This is a genomic window from Microbacterium longlingense (assembly GCF_058349825.2).
In genome coordinates, this window is record NZ_JBYRJA020000001.1 from 316,023 (window position 1) to 332,344 (window position 16,322).

Here is a 16,322-nt window from a genome sequence, read left to right on the forward strand (position 1 = left end):
GCTTTCGTCGGTGGATCAGCGCAGCGCGTCGATCACGCCGTTGAGCGTCGCGGACGGGCGCATCACGGCCTCCACCTTCGCGACGTCCGGGCGGTAGTAGCCGCCGATGTCGGCCGGCTCGCCCTGCGCCGCGATCAGCTCGGCCACGATGGTCTCCTCGTTCGCGGCCAGCTCCTCGGCGATCGGTGCGAACGCCGCCGCCAGCTCGGCGTCGACGGTCTGCTTCGCCAGCTCCTGCGCCCAGTACAGCGCCAGGTAGAAGTGGCTGCCGCGGTTGTCGATCGTGCCGAGCTTGCGCCCAGGGGAACGGTCCTGCTCGAGGAACGTGCCGGTGGCCGCGTCGAGCGTGTCGGCGAGGATCTTCGCGCGGGCGTTGCCGGTGAAGTCCGAGAAGTGCTCGAAGGACGCAGCGAGGGCGAAGAACTCACCGAGCGAGTCCCAGCGCAGGTAGTCCTCTTCGAGCAGCTGCTGGACGTGCTTGGGAGCGGAGCCGCCCGCGCCCGTCTCGAACAGGCCGCCCCCGGCGAGCAGCGGCACGATCGAGAGCATCTTGGCGCTCGTGCCGACCTCGAGGATCGGGAAGAGGTCGGTCAGGTAGTCGCGCAGCACGTTACCGGTCACCGAGATGGTGTCCTTGCCCAGCCGCATGCGGGCGACGGTGTACCGGGTGGCCTCCTCGGGCGAGAGGATCGAGATCGTCGCGCCCTTCGTGTCCAGCAGGGCCAGGGCCTGGTGCACCTTGGCGATCAGCTGGGCGTCGTGCGCGCGGTTGAGGTCGAGCCAGAACACCGCGGGAGCCCCGGTGGCCTTCGCGCGGTTGATGGCGAGCTTGACCCAGTCCATCACCGCGACGTGCTTGGTCTGCGTGGCACGCCAGATGTCTCCGGCCTGCACATCGTGCTCGATGACGACGTCTCCGTCTCCGTCGACGACCTGGACGACACCCGCCGACGGCACCTCGAAGGTCTTGTCGTGGCTGCCGTACTCCTCGGCGGCCTGCGCCATCAGACCCACGTTGGGAACGGTGCCGATGGTCGCAGGGTCGAGCGGACCGTGCGCGATCACGTCGTCGATGACGGCCTGGTAGACACCCGCGTAGGAGGAGTCCGGGATGACGGCGATCGTGTCGTCCTCCGCACCGTCGACGCCCCACAGCTTTCCGCCGTTGCGGATGAGCGCGGGCATCGACGCGTCGACGATCACGTCGCTCGGCACGTGCAGGTTGGTGATGCCCTTGTCGCTGTTGACGTAGGACAGCCGGGGGCCGTCGGCGATCGCGGCGCGGAAGGCGCCGGCGATCTCTGCACCGCCCTCGATGCCGTCGAGTCCTGCGAGGATCGAGCCGAGGCCGTCGTTGGCGCTGAGACCGGCGGCCTCGAGCTGGTCTCCGAACCGGTCGAAGACGTCGGAGAAGAAGGCACGCACGACGTGACCGAAGATGATCGGATCACTGACCTTCATCATCGTGGCCTTGAGGTGCACCGAGTAGAGCACGTCGTCCGCCGCGGCCTGGGCGAGCGTCTCGGCGAGGAACGCGTCCAGCGCCGCTGCGGACAGGAAGGTCGCATCGACGATCTCGCGCGGCAGGACCTTCAGGTTGTCCTTGAGCACGGTGACGGTGCCGTCCTGCGCGACGTGCTGGATGGTGAGCACATCATCGTGGGCGGCGACCCACGACTTCTCGTTGTGCTTGAAGTCGTCCTCCGTCATGGTGACGACGCGGGTCTGGGATCCGGCGCCGAACGGCTTGTTGACGTGCGGGTGCTTGCGGGCGTAGTTCTTCACCGACAGCGGGGCGCGCCGGTCGCTGTTGCCCTCACGGAGCACCGGGTTGACCGCCGAGCCCTTGATGCGGTCGTAGCGGGCGCGCACGTCCTTCTCGTCGAGCGTCGCCGGCTCGTCCGGGTAGTCGGGGATGTCGAAGCCCTGCGACTGGAGTTCGGCGATGGCGGCCTTGAGCTGCGGGATGGACGCCGAGATGTTGGGCAGCTTGATGATGTTCGCCTCGGGGAGGGTGGCGAGTCCGCCGAGCTCTGCCAGTGCGTCGCCGACCTGCTGCTCCGGGGTGAGCCGCTGCGGGAAGGCGGCGAGCACGCGGGCGGCGAGCGAGATGTCGCGCGTCTCGATCGGGACGCCCGCCTGGCCGGCGAACGCCTGCACGATCGGGAGGAGGGAGGCCGTCGCCAGTGCCGGCGCCTCGTCTGTGTGGGTGTAGATGATGGCGTCGTCGGTCACCGGGATCCTCTTCCGTTCGCGAGCTTTTTTCTCTCGATACCAAGATACCGGAGCGCAGGCGCGCCGCCCTGGCCCCGGCCGACCCGGCGGATACCGCGGGACGACGGGCAGGGAAACTTCCGATGCGGCGGTCCCGGCGGCGGCGACGACGCGTTAGCCTGTTCCCATGACGAACTTGCGACTGGTCGAACTCTCCGCCGCGACGATCGTCGCGGTCAACAACCTCTCCCTCAAGCCAGGCCAGGAGCAGTTCCTCGCTCCGGTGTCGTACGGCACCGCCGCCACCGTGCTCGATCCGCAGACCACCTGGCAGCGCGTGGTGCTGGACGGCGACGAGGTCGTGGGCTTCATCAGCGCGAACTTCGATCCCGAGCAGCAGGAGGAGCACTTCCGGTGCGTGCTGTGGCGGATCAACGTCGACGCCGACGACCAGGGTCGTGGCGTGGGACGGTTCGCCGTCGAGTCCCTGGTCGCCGAGGCGCAGGAGCGCGGCTTCGATCACGTCGACGTGGTCTATGAGGCCGGCGAGGGCGGCCCCGAGGCGTTCTTCCTGCGCGTGGGCTTCGAGCCGGTCGGTGAGACCGAGTACGGCGAGGTCATCGCATCAGTGCGGTTCGGTTCTTGATTCCCTGGCCGACTCCGGCCAACCGGCCCGTCGTGGTCATCCGCGGGTCTTCGCCAATGGCAGACTAGAGGGTGCGGCGGGGCCTCGGATCCCCTCCCCCACCGAGACCCCGTCGCACCGGCCCGGCTGCGCTCAGCGCGCCGGGCCGCTCTCGTCTCTCCCCCCCGATCCCCGCGCGCGCTGGGAGCACGCTCGTCACGAGCGCGCTCCGCTCCCGCGCAGCCCAGCCGCGCAACGCAGCCGCGCACCGCTGCCGTCCAGCCCGACCGCACAGCCCTGCCGCGCAGCCCGACCGCACAGCCCTGCCGCGCAGCCCGACCGCACAGCCCTGCCGCGCAGCCCGACCGCACAGCCCGACCGCACAGCCCGACCGCACAGCCCGTGCGCGCAGCCGTGCGCGCAGCCCGTGCGCGCAGCCCGTGCGCGCAGCCGTGCGCGCAGCCGTGCGCGCAGCCGTGCGCTGCAGCTCACGCTGCGCGCGCGAGCCGAATCACCAGGATTTTCAGGCCCGCGGGCCTGAAAATCCTGGTGATTCGGCAGACCGAGCGCAGCGAGGTCCGCGATCCGCGATCCGCGATCCGCGATCCGAGGTCCGAGGGAGACGACGCGACGGGACGCGACGGGACGCGCGGGGACGGGACGCGACGGGACGGGCGGGGCGCGGTCACTCCCCGCGGGAGACGGTCACCATCTCATCGCGGTCGACGACCTTCACCCGCGCGCGCTCATGCGGCGCACCCAGGGCCATCTCGTGCTCGTCGAGGCGGTGCCAGCCGTCGAGGTCGGTCCAGCGCACGCCGCGCTCGAGGAGCAGAGCGGGGATCGCCTCCTCCGACGGGTCGACCGGCTGCCACCAGGATCCCTGGTCGTTGACCAGATGGCGCACCGTCTCCATCGCATCCGACTTGGTGTGGCCGATCAGGCCGACCGGGCCGCGCTTGATCCAGCCGGTGGCGTACACGCCGGGCACCCGCTCGTTGGAGTCCGGGTGGAGAACCTGGCCCTCATGGTTGGGGATCACGCCGTGGTGCTCGTCGAAGGGCACGCCCGGCAGCGGGGAGCCGAAGTAACCCACGGCGCGGTAGAGCTGGCCGATCGGAACCTCGCGCAGCTCGCCGGTGCCTTCGACGCCGCCCTCGCCGTCCGGCCGGGTGCGCTCGTACACGAATGTCTCCACGCGGCCGTCGGCGTCCGAGCGCACCTCGACCGGCCGAGCGTAGAAGTGCAGGTGCAGTCGGCGCGAGGCCTCGCCGCCGGCATTGTTCACACCGGGGCGCTTCCGCCACGACTGCAGCACGCGGTCGATGACCATGACCTGCTTGTTCGACGCGATCGCATCGCGCGAGGCGTCGTCGTAGTCGAAGTCCTCGTCGTAGACGACCATGTCGACATCGCGCAGCTCACCGAGCTCACGAAGCTCCAAGGGGGTGAACTTCACCTGCGCCGGCCCGCGACGACCGAACACGTGCACATCGGTGATCTTCGAGGCCGCGAGCCCCGCGTGCACGTTCTCGGGGATCTCGGTGACGAGGAGGTCCTCGGCGTGCTTCGCGAGGACGCGGGCGACGTCGAGCGCGACGTTGCCGTTGCCGATCACGGCGACCGACTCGGCATCCAGCGGCCACTCGCGCGGGAAGTCCGGATGCCCGTCGTACCAGCTCACGAAGTCGGCCGCACCGTACGAGCCGGCGGCCTCGATCCCCGGGATGTCGAGGTCGGCATCGCGCACCGCACCGGTGGCGAAGATGACCGCGTTGTAGTGGTGCTTGAGGTCGTCCAGCGTGATGTCGACGCCGAAGCGCACATTGCCGAAGATGCGGATGTCTCCACGGTCGAGCACCTCACGCAGAGCCGTGATGATGCCCTTGATCCGCGGGTGGTCGGGGGCCACGCCGTAGCGCACGAGCCCGTAGGGCGCGGGCAAGTGGTCGAACAGATCGATCGAGACGTCGAACGAGCGCTCCGTCTTGAGCAGGATGTCTGCGGCGTAGATGCCCGCGGGGCCTGCTCCGACGATGGCCAGCCTGAGCTTGGTCATGGGGTCCTTTCAGCTGTGACGTTCGGCCAGGGACCGCGCGAAGCGCACAAGCGCCTCCCGCACCGGGCCGGAGGGCAGCGGATCGAGAGCGGCGACGGCGTCGTGCGTCCACTCCCTCGCGAGCGCCTCGGTGCGCGCGGTGGCCTCATGCTCACGCAGATCGGCGAGGGCGCCGTCGAGGATCGACGGGTCTTCGCCCGCAGCGATGCGCGCGATCCCGGCGTCGATACGGTCGGCCAGCTCTGCCCCCGGGGCGTCCGTGCCCCGCAGCAGCAGGTACGGCATCGTCGGCACGCCGGCACGCAGGTCGGTGCCGGGGACCTTGCCCGTCGTGTCCGGGTCTGCGGAGAGGTCGAGAACGTCGTCGAGGAGCTGGAAGGCGACGCCGATCTTCTCGCCGAACACCCGTACCGGCTCCTCGTACTCCGCTGGTGCGCCGGAGAAGATGACGCCGCCCTGCGCGGCCGCCGCGATGAGCGAGCCGGTCTTGTCCGCCAGCACCTGCAGATAGAACTCGATCGGGTCGTCGCCCTCCTGCGCTCCGACGGTCTCATGCATCTGCCCGAGCACGAGACGCTCGAACGTGTCGGCCTGCAGGCGGATGGCCCGCTCGCCGTGGCGCGACATGAGCTGGCTGGCGCGCGAGAACAGCAGGTCTCCGGTGAGGATGGCGATGCTGTTTCCCCACACCGTGTGGGCGGCAGCGACGCCCCTGCGCCGGTCTGCGCCGTCCATGACGTCGTCGTGGTACAGCGAGCCGAGATGGGTCATCTCGATCGCCTTGGCGATGTCGATGACCGCGGGCACATTGCCCTTGCCGAGCTGTGCGGTGAGCACCATGAGCATCGGACGGACGCGCTTGCCGCCCGCCTCGTACAGGTAGCGGCTGGTGGCGTCCGCGAGCGTGTCGGTGATGCGCAGGTCCTCGGCCAGACCCCGCTCGACGAGGTCGACGCCCTCCTCGACGCGGCCGGCGAGCCGACGCGCGCCGGGACCAGCGAACATGCGGTCGCTGAGACCGAGGCGGCTCGCAAAACGCGAGCCCGCGGCGGCGGGGCTCGAAGTCACGCCTCCACCCTACCCGGGCGGACCGGAGCGGACGCCGTCCCGTCGGGTGCCGGCGCCGGCTTCCGCGCGCGGTGCAGGGCGACGATGCCGAACGACAGGTTGCGGTAGGCGACGTCGACCCAGCCGGCGTCACGGATCCACCTGGCCAGCACACGCTGATCCGGCCAGGCGCCGATCGACTCGTTCAGGTAGTCGTACGCGCCCCCGTTCGTTCCGGCGACGCGGGCGAGCCGCGGCAGAACGGTTCCGTTGTAGAAACGATAGAAGCCGCGGAACAGCGCGCTCGGCGGTGTCGAGAACTCGTTGATCACGAGGCGCCCCCCGGGCTTCGTCACGCGCAGCAGCTCCCGCAACGCCTGACGGGGGTCTTGCACGTTGCGCAATGCATAGGACATCGTCACCGCGTCGAAGGATGCGTCGTCGAAGGGGAGGTCCATCGCATCGGCCTGCACGAACGACAGGTTCGCGAGGTGCCCGTGCCTGCGTCGCCCCTCGGCGAGCATCCCCGGCGAGAAGTCGGCGGCGACGACGTCCGCGCCGCTCCGAGCGAGAGCTGCAGACGACGACGCCGTGCCCGCCCCCAGGTCGAGGATGCGCTCACCGCGGCGCGGCGCGACGGCGCGGGTGGTCGCGGCGCGCCACAGCTGGTCGTTGCCGACCGTCATCACCGTGTTGGTGCGGTCGTATCCGGGTGCGACCTGGTCGAACATGCCGCTCACGCGAGCCGGGTCCTTCTCGAGGTCGGCTCGGTTGGGCTCTGCGGGATGCGGGCTCATCCGTTCGAGTCTACGCAAGCCGGTGCGACCGTGCTCAACGCGGGGGCGCCGGCGGGAAGACCTGGGCGATGAGATCGTCGGGGGTGAGGCCGGCCCGTTCCGCCTCAGCGACGACCCGGGCGATCGAATCCGCCGAGAGCGGCCCCCGGCTCTCCCCCTCCGATGCGGCGCCGACCGGCTCCGGGCCGCGATCGCGCAGGAACAGGGACATCACCGGAACGATCACGATGCCGAGCGCCGCGAGGATCCAGACGGTGCCCGTGATCCGCCAGAACCCGTCACCGCGGGGCGTCAGTTCCCAGATGAGCAGCACGCCCAGGAGCAGGCTGATGCCCACCAGCGCGACCGTGGTGCGCAGCCCCGTCCGCACCGCGGCTCTGCGGTGGTCGGAGAGGAGAAGCAGCAGCGACACGAGCGCCCCGGCGAGCGTGCCGGCCCAGAGCGTCCACAACACCCTCCAGAAGGACGAACCCAGCGACCACGACCCGTCATGCCACACGACGAAGACGGCCAGGGATCCCGCGATGAGCGAGACGAGCGCACCCAGATAGCCCACCCACTGTTGTGGACGCCCGATGAGCGCGGCGCAGCACAGCACAGCCACGCTGAACACCCCGACCAGGGCCGTCGTGGCCAGGACCCGGCCGGCCGTGTCGGAGAGGGCCCCGGTGAGCAGCACGAAGATCCCGCCGAGCGCGGCGACGCTGAAGGATCCGATGATGACCCAGACCAGCACCCGCCGGATGGTTCGCGCTGGTGTCGTCATCTCGGTCTCGGTGGCCACAGCCCTCACCCTACGCGCCACGCACGCCGGTCAGGCGCCGGGCATGTCTCGCGGGAACGATGCGCAGGGAACCCCGCCCACGAGGGCTGCGGGACGGGTCGACCGGGGGTTGTTCATTCACTTGAATTAAGTAAGGGTAGGCTAATCTTATGAACTCTGGTTATCGTGCCCTCGCGGCCGTGTCCCTCCTGCCCGCCCTGCTCCTCACCGGTTGCGCCGGCCAGGAGCAAGCAGCGGACGACGGCGGCGCACCCGGCGAGTACCGCACGGTCGAGACCGTCCTCGGGGAGGTGAACGTCCCGGTCGAGCTCGATTCCGTCGTCGTCCTGGAGGGGCGCCGAGACCTGGATATCGTGCTGTCGCTGGGGCTGCCGCTGACCGGTTATCCGTACGAGAAGGCGGGATCCCTCGACCTCGAGTCGCCGATCGCCGACGCCCTCGCCGCGGCACGGGCCGACGGCGCACAGGAGCTGTTCCTGGCAGACGAAATCAATCTGGAGGCGATCGTCGCGGCCGAGCCCGATCTGATCGTCAGCCGCCTCGACGACATCGAGCCGATTCGCGAGGAGCTCGAGGCGATCGCGCCCGTGCTCGCGATCGGTGAGCAGAACACGAGCACGTGGCAGGATGACCTGCGTCTCGTCGCCGCAGCGACGGGGACAGAGGAACGTGCCGAAGAGCTCATCGTCACGTACGAGGACGGGGTGGCCTCCCTCGCCGCGGAGTACGCCGACGTTCTCTCCGCCAACGCCTTCGTGCCGATGAGCTACAACGGCGAGAGCGTCGAGACGCGTCCGAACCGACTGCTGTCGCTGACGCTGCGCGACGTCGGCGCCACCCCGTCGGCCGCTTTCCAGGCGGCGATCGACGGCGCGGAAGCCAAGTACAGCCTCGAGCAGATGCTCGCGGGCTTCGGCGACGCCGATGCGATCGTGGCGCTCGTCAACGACCCCGCTGTCTGGGAGCAGCTGCAGAACGACAGCCTGTTCCAGCAATTGCCCGCCGTGCAGGAGGGTCGCCTCGTGCGCTCGGACAAGCAGACGCACGAGGGCGGGGCGCTCACGGCGATCCACACGCTGGGCGTCGTGAAGCAGCTTCTTGAGATGTTCTGATCGACGTCCCGGAGGCGCCTGCCCGTTCCTGGCGCGGAACGGGCGCGCTCACGGCCGCCGCGGCGGGGCTCGCGCTCGTCATGCTGGCCAGCATCTTCATCGGGTCTCGCGGGCTTGATCCCGTGACCGTCCTGTCTGCGCTCGTGAGGAATGGCGGCGCGGAGGCCGAGGCGATCGTGTGGGATCAGCGCGTGCCGCGCACCGTCCTGGGTCTCCTCGGGGGAGCGGCACTCGCCGTGTCCGGAGTCGTGATGCAGGGGCACACCCGCAACCCGCTCGCCGATCCCGGCCTCCTGGGCGTCACGGCAGGGGCATCGCTCGCCGTCGTCCTGAGCATCGCGTTCCTGGGCCTGTCGACGCCCTCGGGGTACTTGTGGTCGGCATACGCGGGCGCCGCGCTCGGCACGGCCGCCGTCCTCGCGATCGGCGCTGTCGCGGGACGGCGCCGAGACGCGTCACCCGCCTCGCTGGTGCTGGCGGGTGCGGCGGTCTCCGCGCTGCTCAGCGCGATCACCGGCGTGGTCCTGCTGCTCGACGCGACGACGCTCGACCTCTACCGGTTCTGGACGGTCGGATCGCTCGCAGGAGGGCGAGGCCTCGACGAGGTGTCCCTGGTCGCGCCCCTCATGCTCGCGGGCGCTGTGCTCGTGGCCGCTCAGGCACCCGCCCTCGACGCGTTCGCGCTGGGCGACGACGTCGCCCGGTCGCTCGGAAGACGCCTCATGCCCACCCGGATCATCGGCCTCGCGAGCGTCACGCTCCTCGTCGGAGGTGCGACCGCGCTGGTCGGCTCACTCGGCTTCGTCGGGCTCGTCGCGCCCCACATCGCTCGCGGTATCGTCGGGCCGACCCACGCACGGCTGCTCCCCCTTTCCGCGCTTCTCGGCGCTGCTCTGGTGCTCGCCGCAGACACGCTGGGAAGGACGATCGTCGCGCCGGCTGAGCTGCCGGTCGGCATCGTGATGGGCGTCGTCGGCGGTCCTGTGTTCCTGGTGCTCGTCGTCCGCCTGTTCCGGGGGCGGGAATGACGGCCCCCCGATCCCGCCGCCGCATTTTTCGCGCCGGCCGGGTCTCGTTCCGCTGGTCGCCGCGTGTCCTGGGCATCACGGCCGTGTCCGTGGTCGTGGTGGCGACGCTGTGCGTCGTCTCCCTCGGAACGGGCGATGCGCCGTTGTCGCCCCGGCGCGTGGTCGAGGTGCTGGCCGGCGGCGGCACCCCCCAGGAGCGCCTCGTCGTGATGACGCTGCGTCTCTCCCGGATCGTCCTGGGTCTCCTCGTCGGCGCGATGCTCGCCCTGTCCGGGGCCATCGTGCAGACGACGACCCGCAACGGTCTCGCGAGCCCTGACCTGCTCGGCGTGACCGCAGGTGCGAGCACCGGGGCCGTGGCGGTGATCGTCCTCGGCGGAACCGGCCAGGCCACCACGGGTATGGCGTCGCTCCTGCACGGGGCAGGCACATCGGCGGCAGCCCTCGTGGGCGGACTCACCGCGGCAGCCCTCGTCGGCACGATCCTCAGGCTGGCCTCGGGTGGCAGCCTTCACATGCTGCTCGTCGGCGTCGGATCGTCAGCCCTGTTCAGCGGGCTGACCAGTTGGATGCTCGTCATCGCGTCGCTCAACGACGCCGAGCGTGCGAACGCGTGGCTGGCAGGGTCTCTCAACGGGCGCGGCACGGTCGAAGTGGTCGTGGCGGCATCCGCACTCGTGCTCGTGCTCGCCATCCTCATTCCGCTGTCGACCCGGCTTCCGGCTCTCCAGCTCGGGCCCGACATCGCGTCAGCCCTCGGGCAGGACGTCCGCAGGACTCGCGGCCTCCTGCTGGTGTGCTCCGTCGTCCTCGCGTCGATCGCGGCCGCGGTGGCCGGACCCATCGGGTTCGTCGCGCTCGTCGCACCGCACATCGCGCAACGCGCCGCGAAGGCGCCCCGTCCGCCCCTTCTCGCCTCCGCGATGATCGGCGCCGCGATCGTCTCCGCGAGCGACCTCGCCGCCCGCACCGCGACAGCTCCGATCCTGTTGCCCACGGGCGCGGTGACAGCGATCGTCGGCGCACCCTTCCTCATCTGGCTGCTTGTTCGGCAAGGAAAGGAGACCATGCGATGAGCGAAGCCTTCCGCATCCACGACCTGGAGGTCGCCCTCGGCGGCAGCACCGTCCTGCGCGGGGTGACGCTGAGCATCCCGCGGGCGCGGACGACCGCGATCGTCGGACCGAACGGGTCAGGGAAGTCGACGCTGCTGCGCGCGATCGCGGGTCTCCAGAACCGCCAGGGCACGATCCTCCGCGGCGGCACGGACATCGCGCGGATCCGCGCCCGCGAATACGCCCGCCAGGTCGCGCTGCTGCCGCAGGGCCCTGATGCGCCGGAGAACCTCGCCGTCATCGACCTCGTGTCCCGCGGGCGCGACCCGCACCGACGCTGGTACGACCAGTGGTCGCACGAGGACGAACGCATCGTGCGTGACGCACTCCGTGCGACGGGGATCGAGGAGCTCGCCGAACGCGCGATCGGCACCCTCTCGGGGGGTCAGCGGCAGCGGGCATGGATCGCCCTCGTGCTGGCGCAGTCGCCGGAGGTCCTCCTGCTCGACGAACCCACCACCTATCTCGATGTCGCCCACCAGATCGAGGTGCTGGAGACCGTGACCGAGCTGCAGCGCCAGCGCGGCCTCACGGTGGTCATGGTTCTGCATGATCTCGGTATGGCTGCGCGCTACGCCGACCACATCATCGCGATGAGCGACGGGAGAGCAGCCGCAACCGGCGACCCCACGACGACGCTGGCGCCCGACCTCCTGCGCGACGTGTTCGGCATCGACAGCCGCATTCTCACGGACCCCGTCACCGGGAGACCCGTGATCGTGCCGCACCGCCTGAACAACAGGACCCCCTGAGCAACAGGAGGGAGAGCCAATGACCGCCGGATGGTCGGCGCTGGTCACATCGCCTCGATCTCAGCGCTCACGAGCGTCACCCCACGCACCGCGAACGCCCCGGGGCGGGTGCTGCTCGGTCAGCGCGTCCAGCCGGGCGAGCCACCCTGCTGCGGTCGCCCCGTCGAAGGGAGCGCGCCTGGCCCGCACCCGTTCCTCGAGGTCGAGCGCGAGCGCCTCCAGGTGCGCCATCACCGCGGCCGGATACCCGTAACGGACGCTGTGCTCTGCCCATTCGTCGCGGTCGTCCACCCATGTGCCGCGCCCATCAGCGACCCGGACGACATCGAGATCCATGTCGATCCCGGTCACCACGAGCGGGTCATCGCTCCAGCGCACGTCCCACCCCAAGTCGATATAGACCTCCATGCCGTCGGCATGGTCGCGGTACAGGGTCGACGCATGGTCACCAGCGGCCGGGATACACGTGACGTTCGCGACGCGCGCCGCTCCCGCGCGGCCCGGGCGGGAGCTCCACCACGCGGGCAGCTGACCGAGCCAGTCACCCCACTCGTCCGATCCGAGGTAGACGCATTCGTGCTCCCAGTGCGGGCTGCCGTCCCACTTGCGCCACCGGAAAGTCACCAGAGAGGGTATATCCGGTCTTCCCGCTGCCATCTGCCTCCGCCAATCTCTCGATCACGAAGAGGGTAGTTGAACCGGCCTGCCTGTGGTTCCCCTCGGGAGCCTGTGCCGGTGGATGCCGGCTGGGCGGATTCGAGGCCGACATCGGCGGCGTCCCCGACGTGTTGGGAGACGCCGGCCGCGCGTCCGCAACGCGCGCCCGCGCGTCTCCGGTGAGCGGTTCGTCCTCATGGAGATCCCTGCTCACGTGAAGAACGGAAAGAAAGCCAGACCGCGCCTGTCCCCGAAGACCCGACAGACATCCGGTACTCGATATCGATATCGTCGATCCCCGGGGAGGCCGCCGGACCGCTCGAAACACCGGATCTCAGAGGACAGAAACACCGGGGCTCAAGTGATCGGCGCGACCCCCTCACCATCGCGACTGTCGTCATCCCCGACTTTCGTCATCCCCGTCGGGGTAGCCATCGGCTACTTCTCGTGCGCCGTGGCCTGGACGATCGATCCCTCCCCGGTCGCCGCCACGGGATGGACGCACGCCGCGCTCGCACCCCTGTCGGGCGTGACCTTCTCTCTCGCCATCACGGCCTTCAGCGGACAGCGGGTCATGGGCATCGCCGTCGGGGTCACCGGTGCGGTTGTGTGGTACCTCCGCGCCATCATCAACGCTCGGCGCAACTCGAAGGACACCGCGCTGCGACCCGGCATTCTTCGCTCAGCGCGCGGACTCACTATCGGTGTGACACGAGGCACCACCGGAACAGGACCCGGGTTCCGGGTGCCGGCCTGCACGTCATGGTCCCCTCCCTGCGCCGAGCAGACATCCCCGGCGCAAGTAGGCTGGGGCACGTGACGGAACCCGGTCGCCTGATGGTGCGCACGCACGAGATCGACCCGACCGACGACCCTCTTCGCTACGCGGCGCCCCGGGACGGACTCGCGGTCTGGCAGCGACGCGGCGACGGCATGGTCGGCTCCGGGGCTGCCGCCGTTCTCGAGGCCACCGGCCCGGAGCGCATCACCACCCTCTCCCGTCGCTGGCGGGCGCTCGCGGCCGCCGCGGTGGTCGAAGACACCGTGCGCGTGCCGGGCAGCGGCCTCATCGGCTTCGGCGCGATCTCCTTCGATGCAGCCTCCGCGGCCGTGAGCCGCATCCACGTGCCCCGGCAGATCGTCGGACGGCGAGGCGGGCGCACCTGGCTCACCACCATCTCGCGCGACGACGAACCGCACCCCGGCATGCCTCCGGCATGCGCAGACGGACCGGCCTGGTCGGCGTCCCTCGGGCCGGGACGCCAGGACGCCGCCGGCTACGAGACCTCGGTGCGCACGGCGCTCGGCGAGATCTCCGCGGGCACCGCAGACAAGATCGTGCTCGCCCGCGACCTGCGCGGCACGGCCCCCGCCGACGCCGACCTGCGTCGTTTCGTGCGCGCCCTCGCCAGCGGCTATCCCGACACCTGGACCTTCGCGGTCGACGGTCTGATCGGGGCGAGCCCGGAGACCCTCGTGACCGTGCGCGGCGGCACCGCCACCGCCCGTGTGCTCGCGGGCACAGCGGCACGGGGCGCCGACACGGACGGCGACACCGCGGCCGCCGCCGCGCTGGCCTCCAGCCGCAAGGACCTCGAGGAGCACCGCTACGCCGTGCAGAGCCTGCTCGCATCCCTGCGGCCCCACGCCCGCGCACTCGCGGCGAGCGACGAGCCGTTCGTGCTGCGACTGCCGAACCTGTTCCACCTCGCCACCGACGTCGAGGCCGAGCTCGGCGACGACGCAGGGTCCCTCGATCTGGTGGCGGCACTGCACCCGACCGCAGCGGTGGCCGGAACGCCGACGGCGACGGCGATCGAAGCCATCCGCCGCATCGAGCCCTTCGACCGCGGACGCTACGCCGGACCGGTGGGGTGGGTCGATGCCTCCGGTGACGGGGAGTGGGCGATCGCGCTCCGCTGCGCGCAGTTCGACGTCCCCGGTGCGGGAGCGATTCCGGTCACGGCCTATGCCGGCGCCGGCATCGTCGCGGGCAGCGATCCGGAGCAGGAGCTGCTGGAGACCAGGGTGAAGTTCCGCCCGGTGGTGGACGCACTCGCCTGAACGCCGCGGAGCGGCAGGCTCAGCGGTCCAGCGGCACCTCGATGAGCTGCGGGCCGGTGATCGGCGACGTGAGCGCCTGGTCGAGCGCGCCACGGGTCTGCACCCGGCGGTACTCCCACCCATACGCGGCGGCGAGGTGTTCCAGCGACACGTGATGCGGGGTGTAGAACACCCGATCCAGATCGGACGCCGACGCGGTCGCCGCGACCTCGAGACCGTCGAAGATCGTCCCTCCCCCGTCGTTGCCCACGATCACCTGCAGGCGCGGCGCGGGCTCATCGGGCGGGAGGGCGAGCGCACCGGCGTCATGCAGCAGGGCGAGGTCGCCCAGCAGCACGCGCGTCACCCCCGGCGCTCCGGCGGCCTGGCTGGCCAGCGCGATCCCGGTCGCCGTCGCAACAGTGCCGTCGATACCGGCCAGGCCGCGGTTGGCGTGCACCGGCACCTTCCGGCCGCTGAGGACGGCATCGGCCACGCGCACCAGCCGGGACGAGCCGAACACCAGGCGATCGTGCGGCCAGGTCGCCCGCCACACGGCGTCGGCCAGCAGCGCGCGATCCAGCGGCCGCCGCACGGCGTCGAGCTCGATCCGCACCGCCTCGCGCCTGGCGACGTTGTCCGGCGAGTTCAGCCGCTCCTGATCGGGCGGCGGAGCGTCGAGATCGACCGCGAGCGGTGCGGCCGCGCGCATCCAGGCACCCAGCCACGCCCGGTCGGCCGGGCCGTCCGCCACCACGACACGATCCGCCACCGTGCCAGGGACACTCTCCCCGCCTGAGCGCACCGCGACCACCTCGACCCCGGGTGCGGCCAGCAGGGCGGCGACCTCACGGCTCAGGGTCGGGTGCCCGAACACCACCACACGCTCGATCTGCTCTGCGAGCCCGGGCGCCTCCTCCCCGGACAGCAGGGCACGGTAACCGTGCACCACCTGGCGGCCAAAGCGGGCACCGCTGACGATCTCGGCGATGAGCGGCCAGCCGCCGGCATGCGCGATCTCCTCGGCATCCGGTCCGGCGTCCGCTCCGGCGACCACGACGGTGCGCCGATCCCGCTCGAGCACGAGGGGTGCGCCGGCCGTGCGGGCCGCCACCGGGCCGGGAACGGCAGTGAAATCCGCCGGCAACGGCGCCGAGAGCGGAGCGCGCATCGGCAGGTTCAGGTGCACCGGCCCCGGCACGGGCACGCCGGCATCATCCAGACCCATCGCCGCGCGCGCGCCCCGCCGCCCGAGGCCGTCCCATTCCGTCCCGTCGACCGGCGTCGGGGCATCGATGGACCAGCGCGCCCACGGCTCGAACATCCCCGGCTGCACCGTGGCCTGGTTGGCGGCGACGCCGCGCAGCTCCGGCGGGCGATCGGCGGTGAGCAGCACCAGCGGCACCCCGGCATGGTGCGCCTCCATCGCCGCAGGGAGCAGATGGGCCGGCGCTGTTCCGGACGTGCAGACGACCGCTGTGGGCGCCCCGGTCTCCCGGGCGATGCCGAGGGCGGTGAAGCCGGCCACCCGCTCGTCGGTGCGCACGTGGACGCGCAGCAGATCGTGGTGAGCGAGGTGCGCTGCGGCGAGCGCGAGGGCCTGCGAACGAGAACCCGGCGAGATCACGACGTCGGTCACGCCGTTGGCGATGAGCTCGGCGAGCAGGGATGCTGCCGCATCCGCCGCCGGAGAAACGGCGGCGTCAGGTGGCGCGGTCACGACCGCTCGCCGGAATGACCTGTCGGCCCTGGCTCGTCGTCGAGGCGGGCGAGCTCTTCCTCGAGCTGGCGGATGCGCTCGTCCTGCTCGCGACGACGCGCCTCGTCCGCCTGGGCGCGCGCAAGCGCGGCGGGGTCGTCGTCGAGGGGGAGGAATCCGCCGGCCTCAGCCCCGGGGCCGCGCGACCCGCGCCCGAGCGCGAACCACAGGATCCCGCCGATCACGGGCAGCACGGCGACGATCACGATCCACAGCTGCTTGGAAACGCCCCGATGACGCGTCGCCGGCTGCAGTGCGCAGTCGACGATGCTGTAGATCCAGAAGGCGGCGGCGAAGACGCCACCGATGATCAGCCCGCGTGCCATCCCT

Annotated in this window: 15 protein-coding genes; 7 read left to right on the top strand and 8 right to left on the bottom strand. The window is 71.0% G+C overall.

Annotated features, from left to right (window positions below):
- Window positions 1-15: 15 nt before the first annotated feature.
- A complete protein-coding gene (locus tag AC3RXY_RS01490; protein WP_491509104.1) occupies window positions 16-2,235 on the bottom strand; it encodes an NADP-dependent isocitrate dehydrogenase in 2,220 nt (739 codons plus the stop codon).
- Window positions 2,236-2,401: 166 nt separating this feature from the next.
- Between AC3RXY_RS01490 and AC3RXY_RS01495 the strand changes: the two genes are divergently transcribed.
- Window positions 2,402-2,860, top strand: coding sequence for a GNAT family N-acetyltransferase (locus AC3RXY_RS01495; protein WP_491509105.1), 459 nt, complete (start codon window positions 2,402-2,404; stop codon window positions 2,858-2,860).
- 664 nt (window positions 2,861-3,524) lie between these two features.
- Here the strand turns inward: AC3RXY_RS01495 and AC3RXY_RS01500 are convergent.
- The 4 genes from AC3RXY_RS01500 to AC3RXY_RS01515 are packed head-to-tail and all read right to left on the bottom strand — an operon-like array spanning window position 3,525 to window position 7,526.
- Complete coding sequence (locus tag AC3RXY_RS01500; RefSeq protein ID WP_491509106.1) at window positions 3,525-4,898, bottom strand: FAD-dependent oxidoreductase; 1,374 nt, start codon at window positions 4,896-4,898, stop codon at window positions 3,525-3,527.
- A gap of 9 nt (window positions 4,899-4,907) precedes the next feature.
- A complete protein-coding gene (locus AC3RXY_RS01505; protein ID WP_491509107.1) occupies window positions 4,908-5,966 on the bottom strand; it encodes a polyprenyl synthetase family protein in 1,059 nt (352 codons plus the stop codon).
- On the bottom strand, window positions 5,963-6,742 hold the full coding sequence (locus AC3RXY_RS01510; RefSeq protein ID WP_491509108.1) for a class I SAM-dependent methyltransferase: 780 nt from the start codon (window positions 6,740-6,742) through the stop codon (window positions 5,963-5,965). Before AC3RXY_RS01510 ends, AC3RXY_RS01505 begins: the two co-directional genes overlap by 4 nt.
- A gap of 34 nt (window positions 6,743-6,776) precedes the next feature.
- Complete coding sequence (locus AC3RXY_RS01515) at window positions 6,777-7,526, bottom strand: hypothetical protein (protein ID WP_491509109.1); 750 nt, start codon at window positions 7,524-7,526, stop codon at window positions 6,777-6,779.
- A gap of 149 nt (window positions 7,527-7,675) precedes the next feature.
- On the opposite strand from AC3RXY_RS01515, the gene AC3RXY_RS01520 reads away from it, so the two are divergent.
- From AC3RXY_RS01520 to AC3RXY_RS01535, 4 genes are all read left to right on the top strand, one after another.
- The gene (locus AC3RXY_RS01520) at window positions 7,676-8,638 is read left to right on the top strand and encodes an ABC transporter substrate-binding protein (RefSeq protein ID WP_491509110.1); all 963 of its coding nucleotides are present in this window, start codon (window positions 7,676-7,678) and stop codon (window positions 8,636-8,638) included.
- A gap of 80 nt (window positions 8,639-8,718) precedes the next feature.
- Complete coding sequence (locus AC3RXY_RS01525) at window positions 8,719-9,666, top strand: FecCD family ABC transporter permease (protein ID WP_491509111.1); 948 nt, start codon at window positions 8,719-8,721, stop codon at window positions 9,664-9,666.
- A complete protein-coding gene (locus AC3RXY_RS01530; RefSeq protein WP_491509112.1) occupies window positions 9,663-10,742 on the top strand; it encodes a FecCD family ABC transporter permease in 1,080 nt (359 codons plus the stop codon). Before AC3RXY_RS01525 ends, AC3RXY_RS01530 begins: the two co-directional genes overlap by 4 nt.
- The gene (locus tag AC3RXY_RS01535; RefSeq protein WP_491509113.1) at window positions 10,739-11,533 is read left to right on the top strand and encodes an ABC transporter ATP-binding protein; all 795 of its coding nucleotides are present in this window, start codon (window positions 10,739-10,741) and stop codon (window positions 11,531-11,533) included. Before AC3RXY_RS01530 ends, AC3RXY_RS01535 begins: the two co-directional genes overlap by 4 nt.
- 60 nt (window positions 11,534-11,593) lie before the next feature.
- Here AC3RXY_RS01535 and AC3RXY_RS01540 read toward each other — a convergent pair whose 3' ends face one another.
- Window positions 11,594-12,157 (bottom strand): DUF402 domain-containing protein, encoded by a 564-nt coding sequence (locus AC3RXY_RS01540; RefSeq protein ID WP_491509114.1) that lies wholly within the window; start codon window positions 12,155-12,157, stop codon window positions 11,594-11,596.
- Between the two features lie 394 nt (window positions 12,158-12,551).
- Between AC3RXY_RS01540 and AC3RXY_RS01545 the strand changes: the two genes are divergently transcribed.
- Window positions 12,552-13,010, top strand: a complete 459-nt coding sequence (locus AC3RXY_RS01545) for a hypothetical protein (protein ID WP_491509115.1) — start codon at window positions 12,552-12,554, stop codon at window positions 13,008-13,010.
- A 17-nt stretch (window positions 13,011-13,027) separates the two neighbouring features.
- A complete protein-coding gene (locus AC3RXY_RS01550; protein WP_491509398.1) occupies window positions 13,028-14,254 on the top strand; it encodes an isochorismate synthase in 1,227 nt (408 codons plus the stop codon).
- A 19-nt stretch (window positions 14,255-14,273) separates the two neighbouring features.
- Here the strand turns inward: AC3RXY_RS01550 and menD are convergent, their stop codons facing one another.
- On the bottom strand, window positions 14,274-15,953 hold the full coding sequence (gene menD, locus AC3RXY_RS01555) for a 2-succinyl-5-enolpyruvyl-6-hydroxy-3-cyclohexene-1-carboxylic-acid synthase (RefSeq protein ID WP_491509116.1): 1,680 nt from the start codon (window positions 15,951-15,953) through the stop codon (window positions 14,274-14,276).
- The gene (locus tag AC3RXY_RS01560; protein ID WP_491509117.1) at window positions 15,950-16,318 is read right to left on the bottom strand and encodes a PLD nuclease N-terminal domain-containing protein; all 369 of its coding nucleotides are present in this window, start codon (window positions 16,316-16,318) and stop codon (window positions 15,950-15,952) included. The genes menD and AC3RXY_RS01560 overlap by 4 nt, the downstream gene beginning before the upstream one ends.
- Between the last annotated feature and the right edge of the window lie 4 nt (window positions 16,319-16,322).

Coding starts and splice junctions, on each gene's coding strand:
- AC3RXY_RS01495 (WP_491509105.1), top strand. CDS start 2,402: ATGACGAACTTGCGACTGGTCGAACTCTCCGCCGCGACGATCGTCGCG.
- AC3RXY_RS01500 (WP_491509106.1), bottom strand. CDS start 4,898: ATGACCAAGCTCAGGCTGGCCATCGTCGGAGCAGGCCCCGCGGGCATC.
- AC3RXY_RS01510 (WP_491509108.1), bottom strand. CDS start 6,742: ATGAGCCCGCATCCCGCAGAGCCCAACCGAGCCGACCTCGAGAAGGAC.
- AC3RXY_RS01520 (WP_491509110.1), top strand. CDS start 7,676: ATGAACTCTGGTTATCGTGCCCTCGCGGCCGTGTCCCTCCTGCCCGCC.
- AC3RXY_RS01525 (WP_491509111.1), top strand. CDS start 8,719: ATGCTGGCCAGCATCTTCATCGGGTCTCGCGGGCTTGATCCCGTGACC.
- AC3RXY_RS01530 (WP_491509112.1), top strand. CDS start 9,663: ATGACGGCCCCCCGATCCCGCCGCCGCATTTTTCGCGCCGGCCGGGTC.
- AC3RXY_RS01535 (WP_491509113.1), top strand. CDS start 10,739: ATGAGCGAAGCCTTCCGCATCCACGACCTGGAGGTCGCCCTCGGCGGC.
- AC3RXY_RS01550 (WP_491509398.1), top strand. CDS start 13,028: ATGGTGCGCACGCACGAGATCGACCCGACCGACGACCCTCTTCGCTAC.
- AC3RXY_RS01560 (WP_491509117.1), bottom strand. CDS start 16,318: ATGGCACGCGGGCTGATCATCGGTGGCGTCTTCGCCGCCGCCTTCTGG.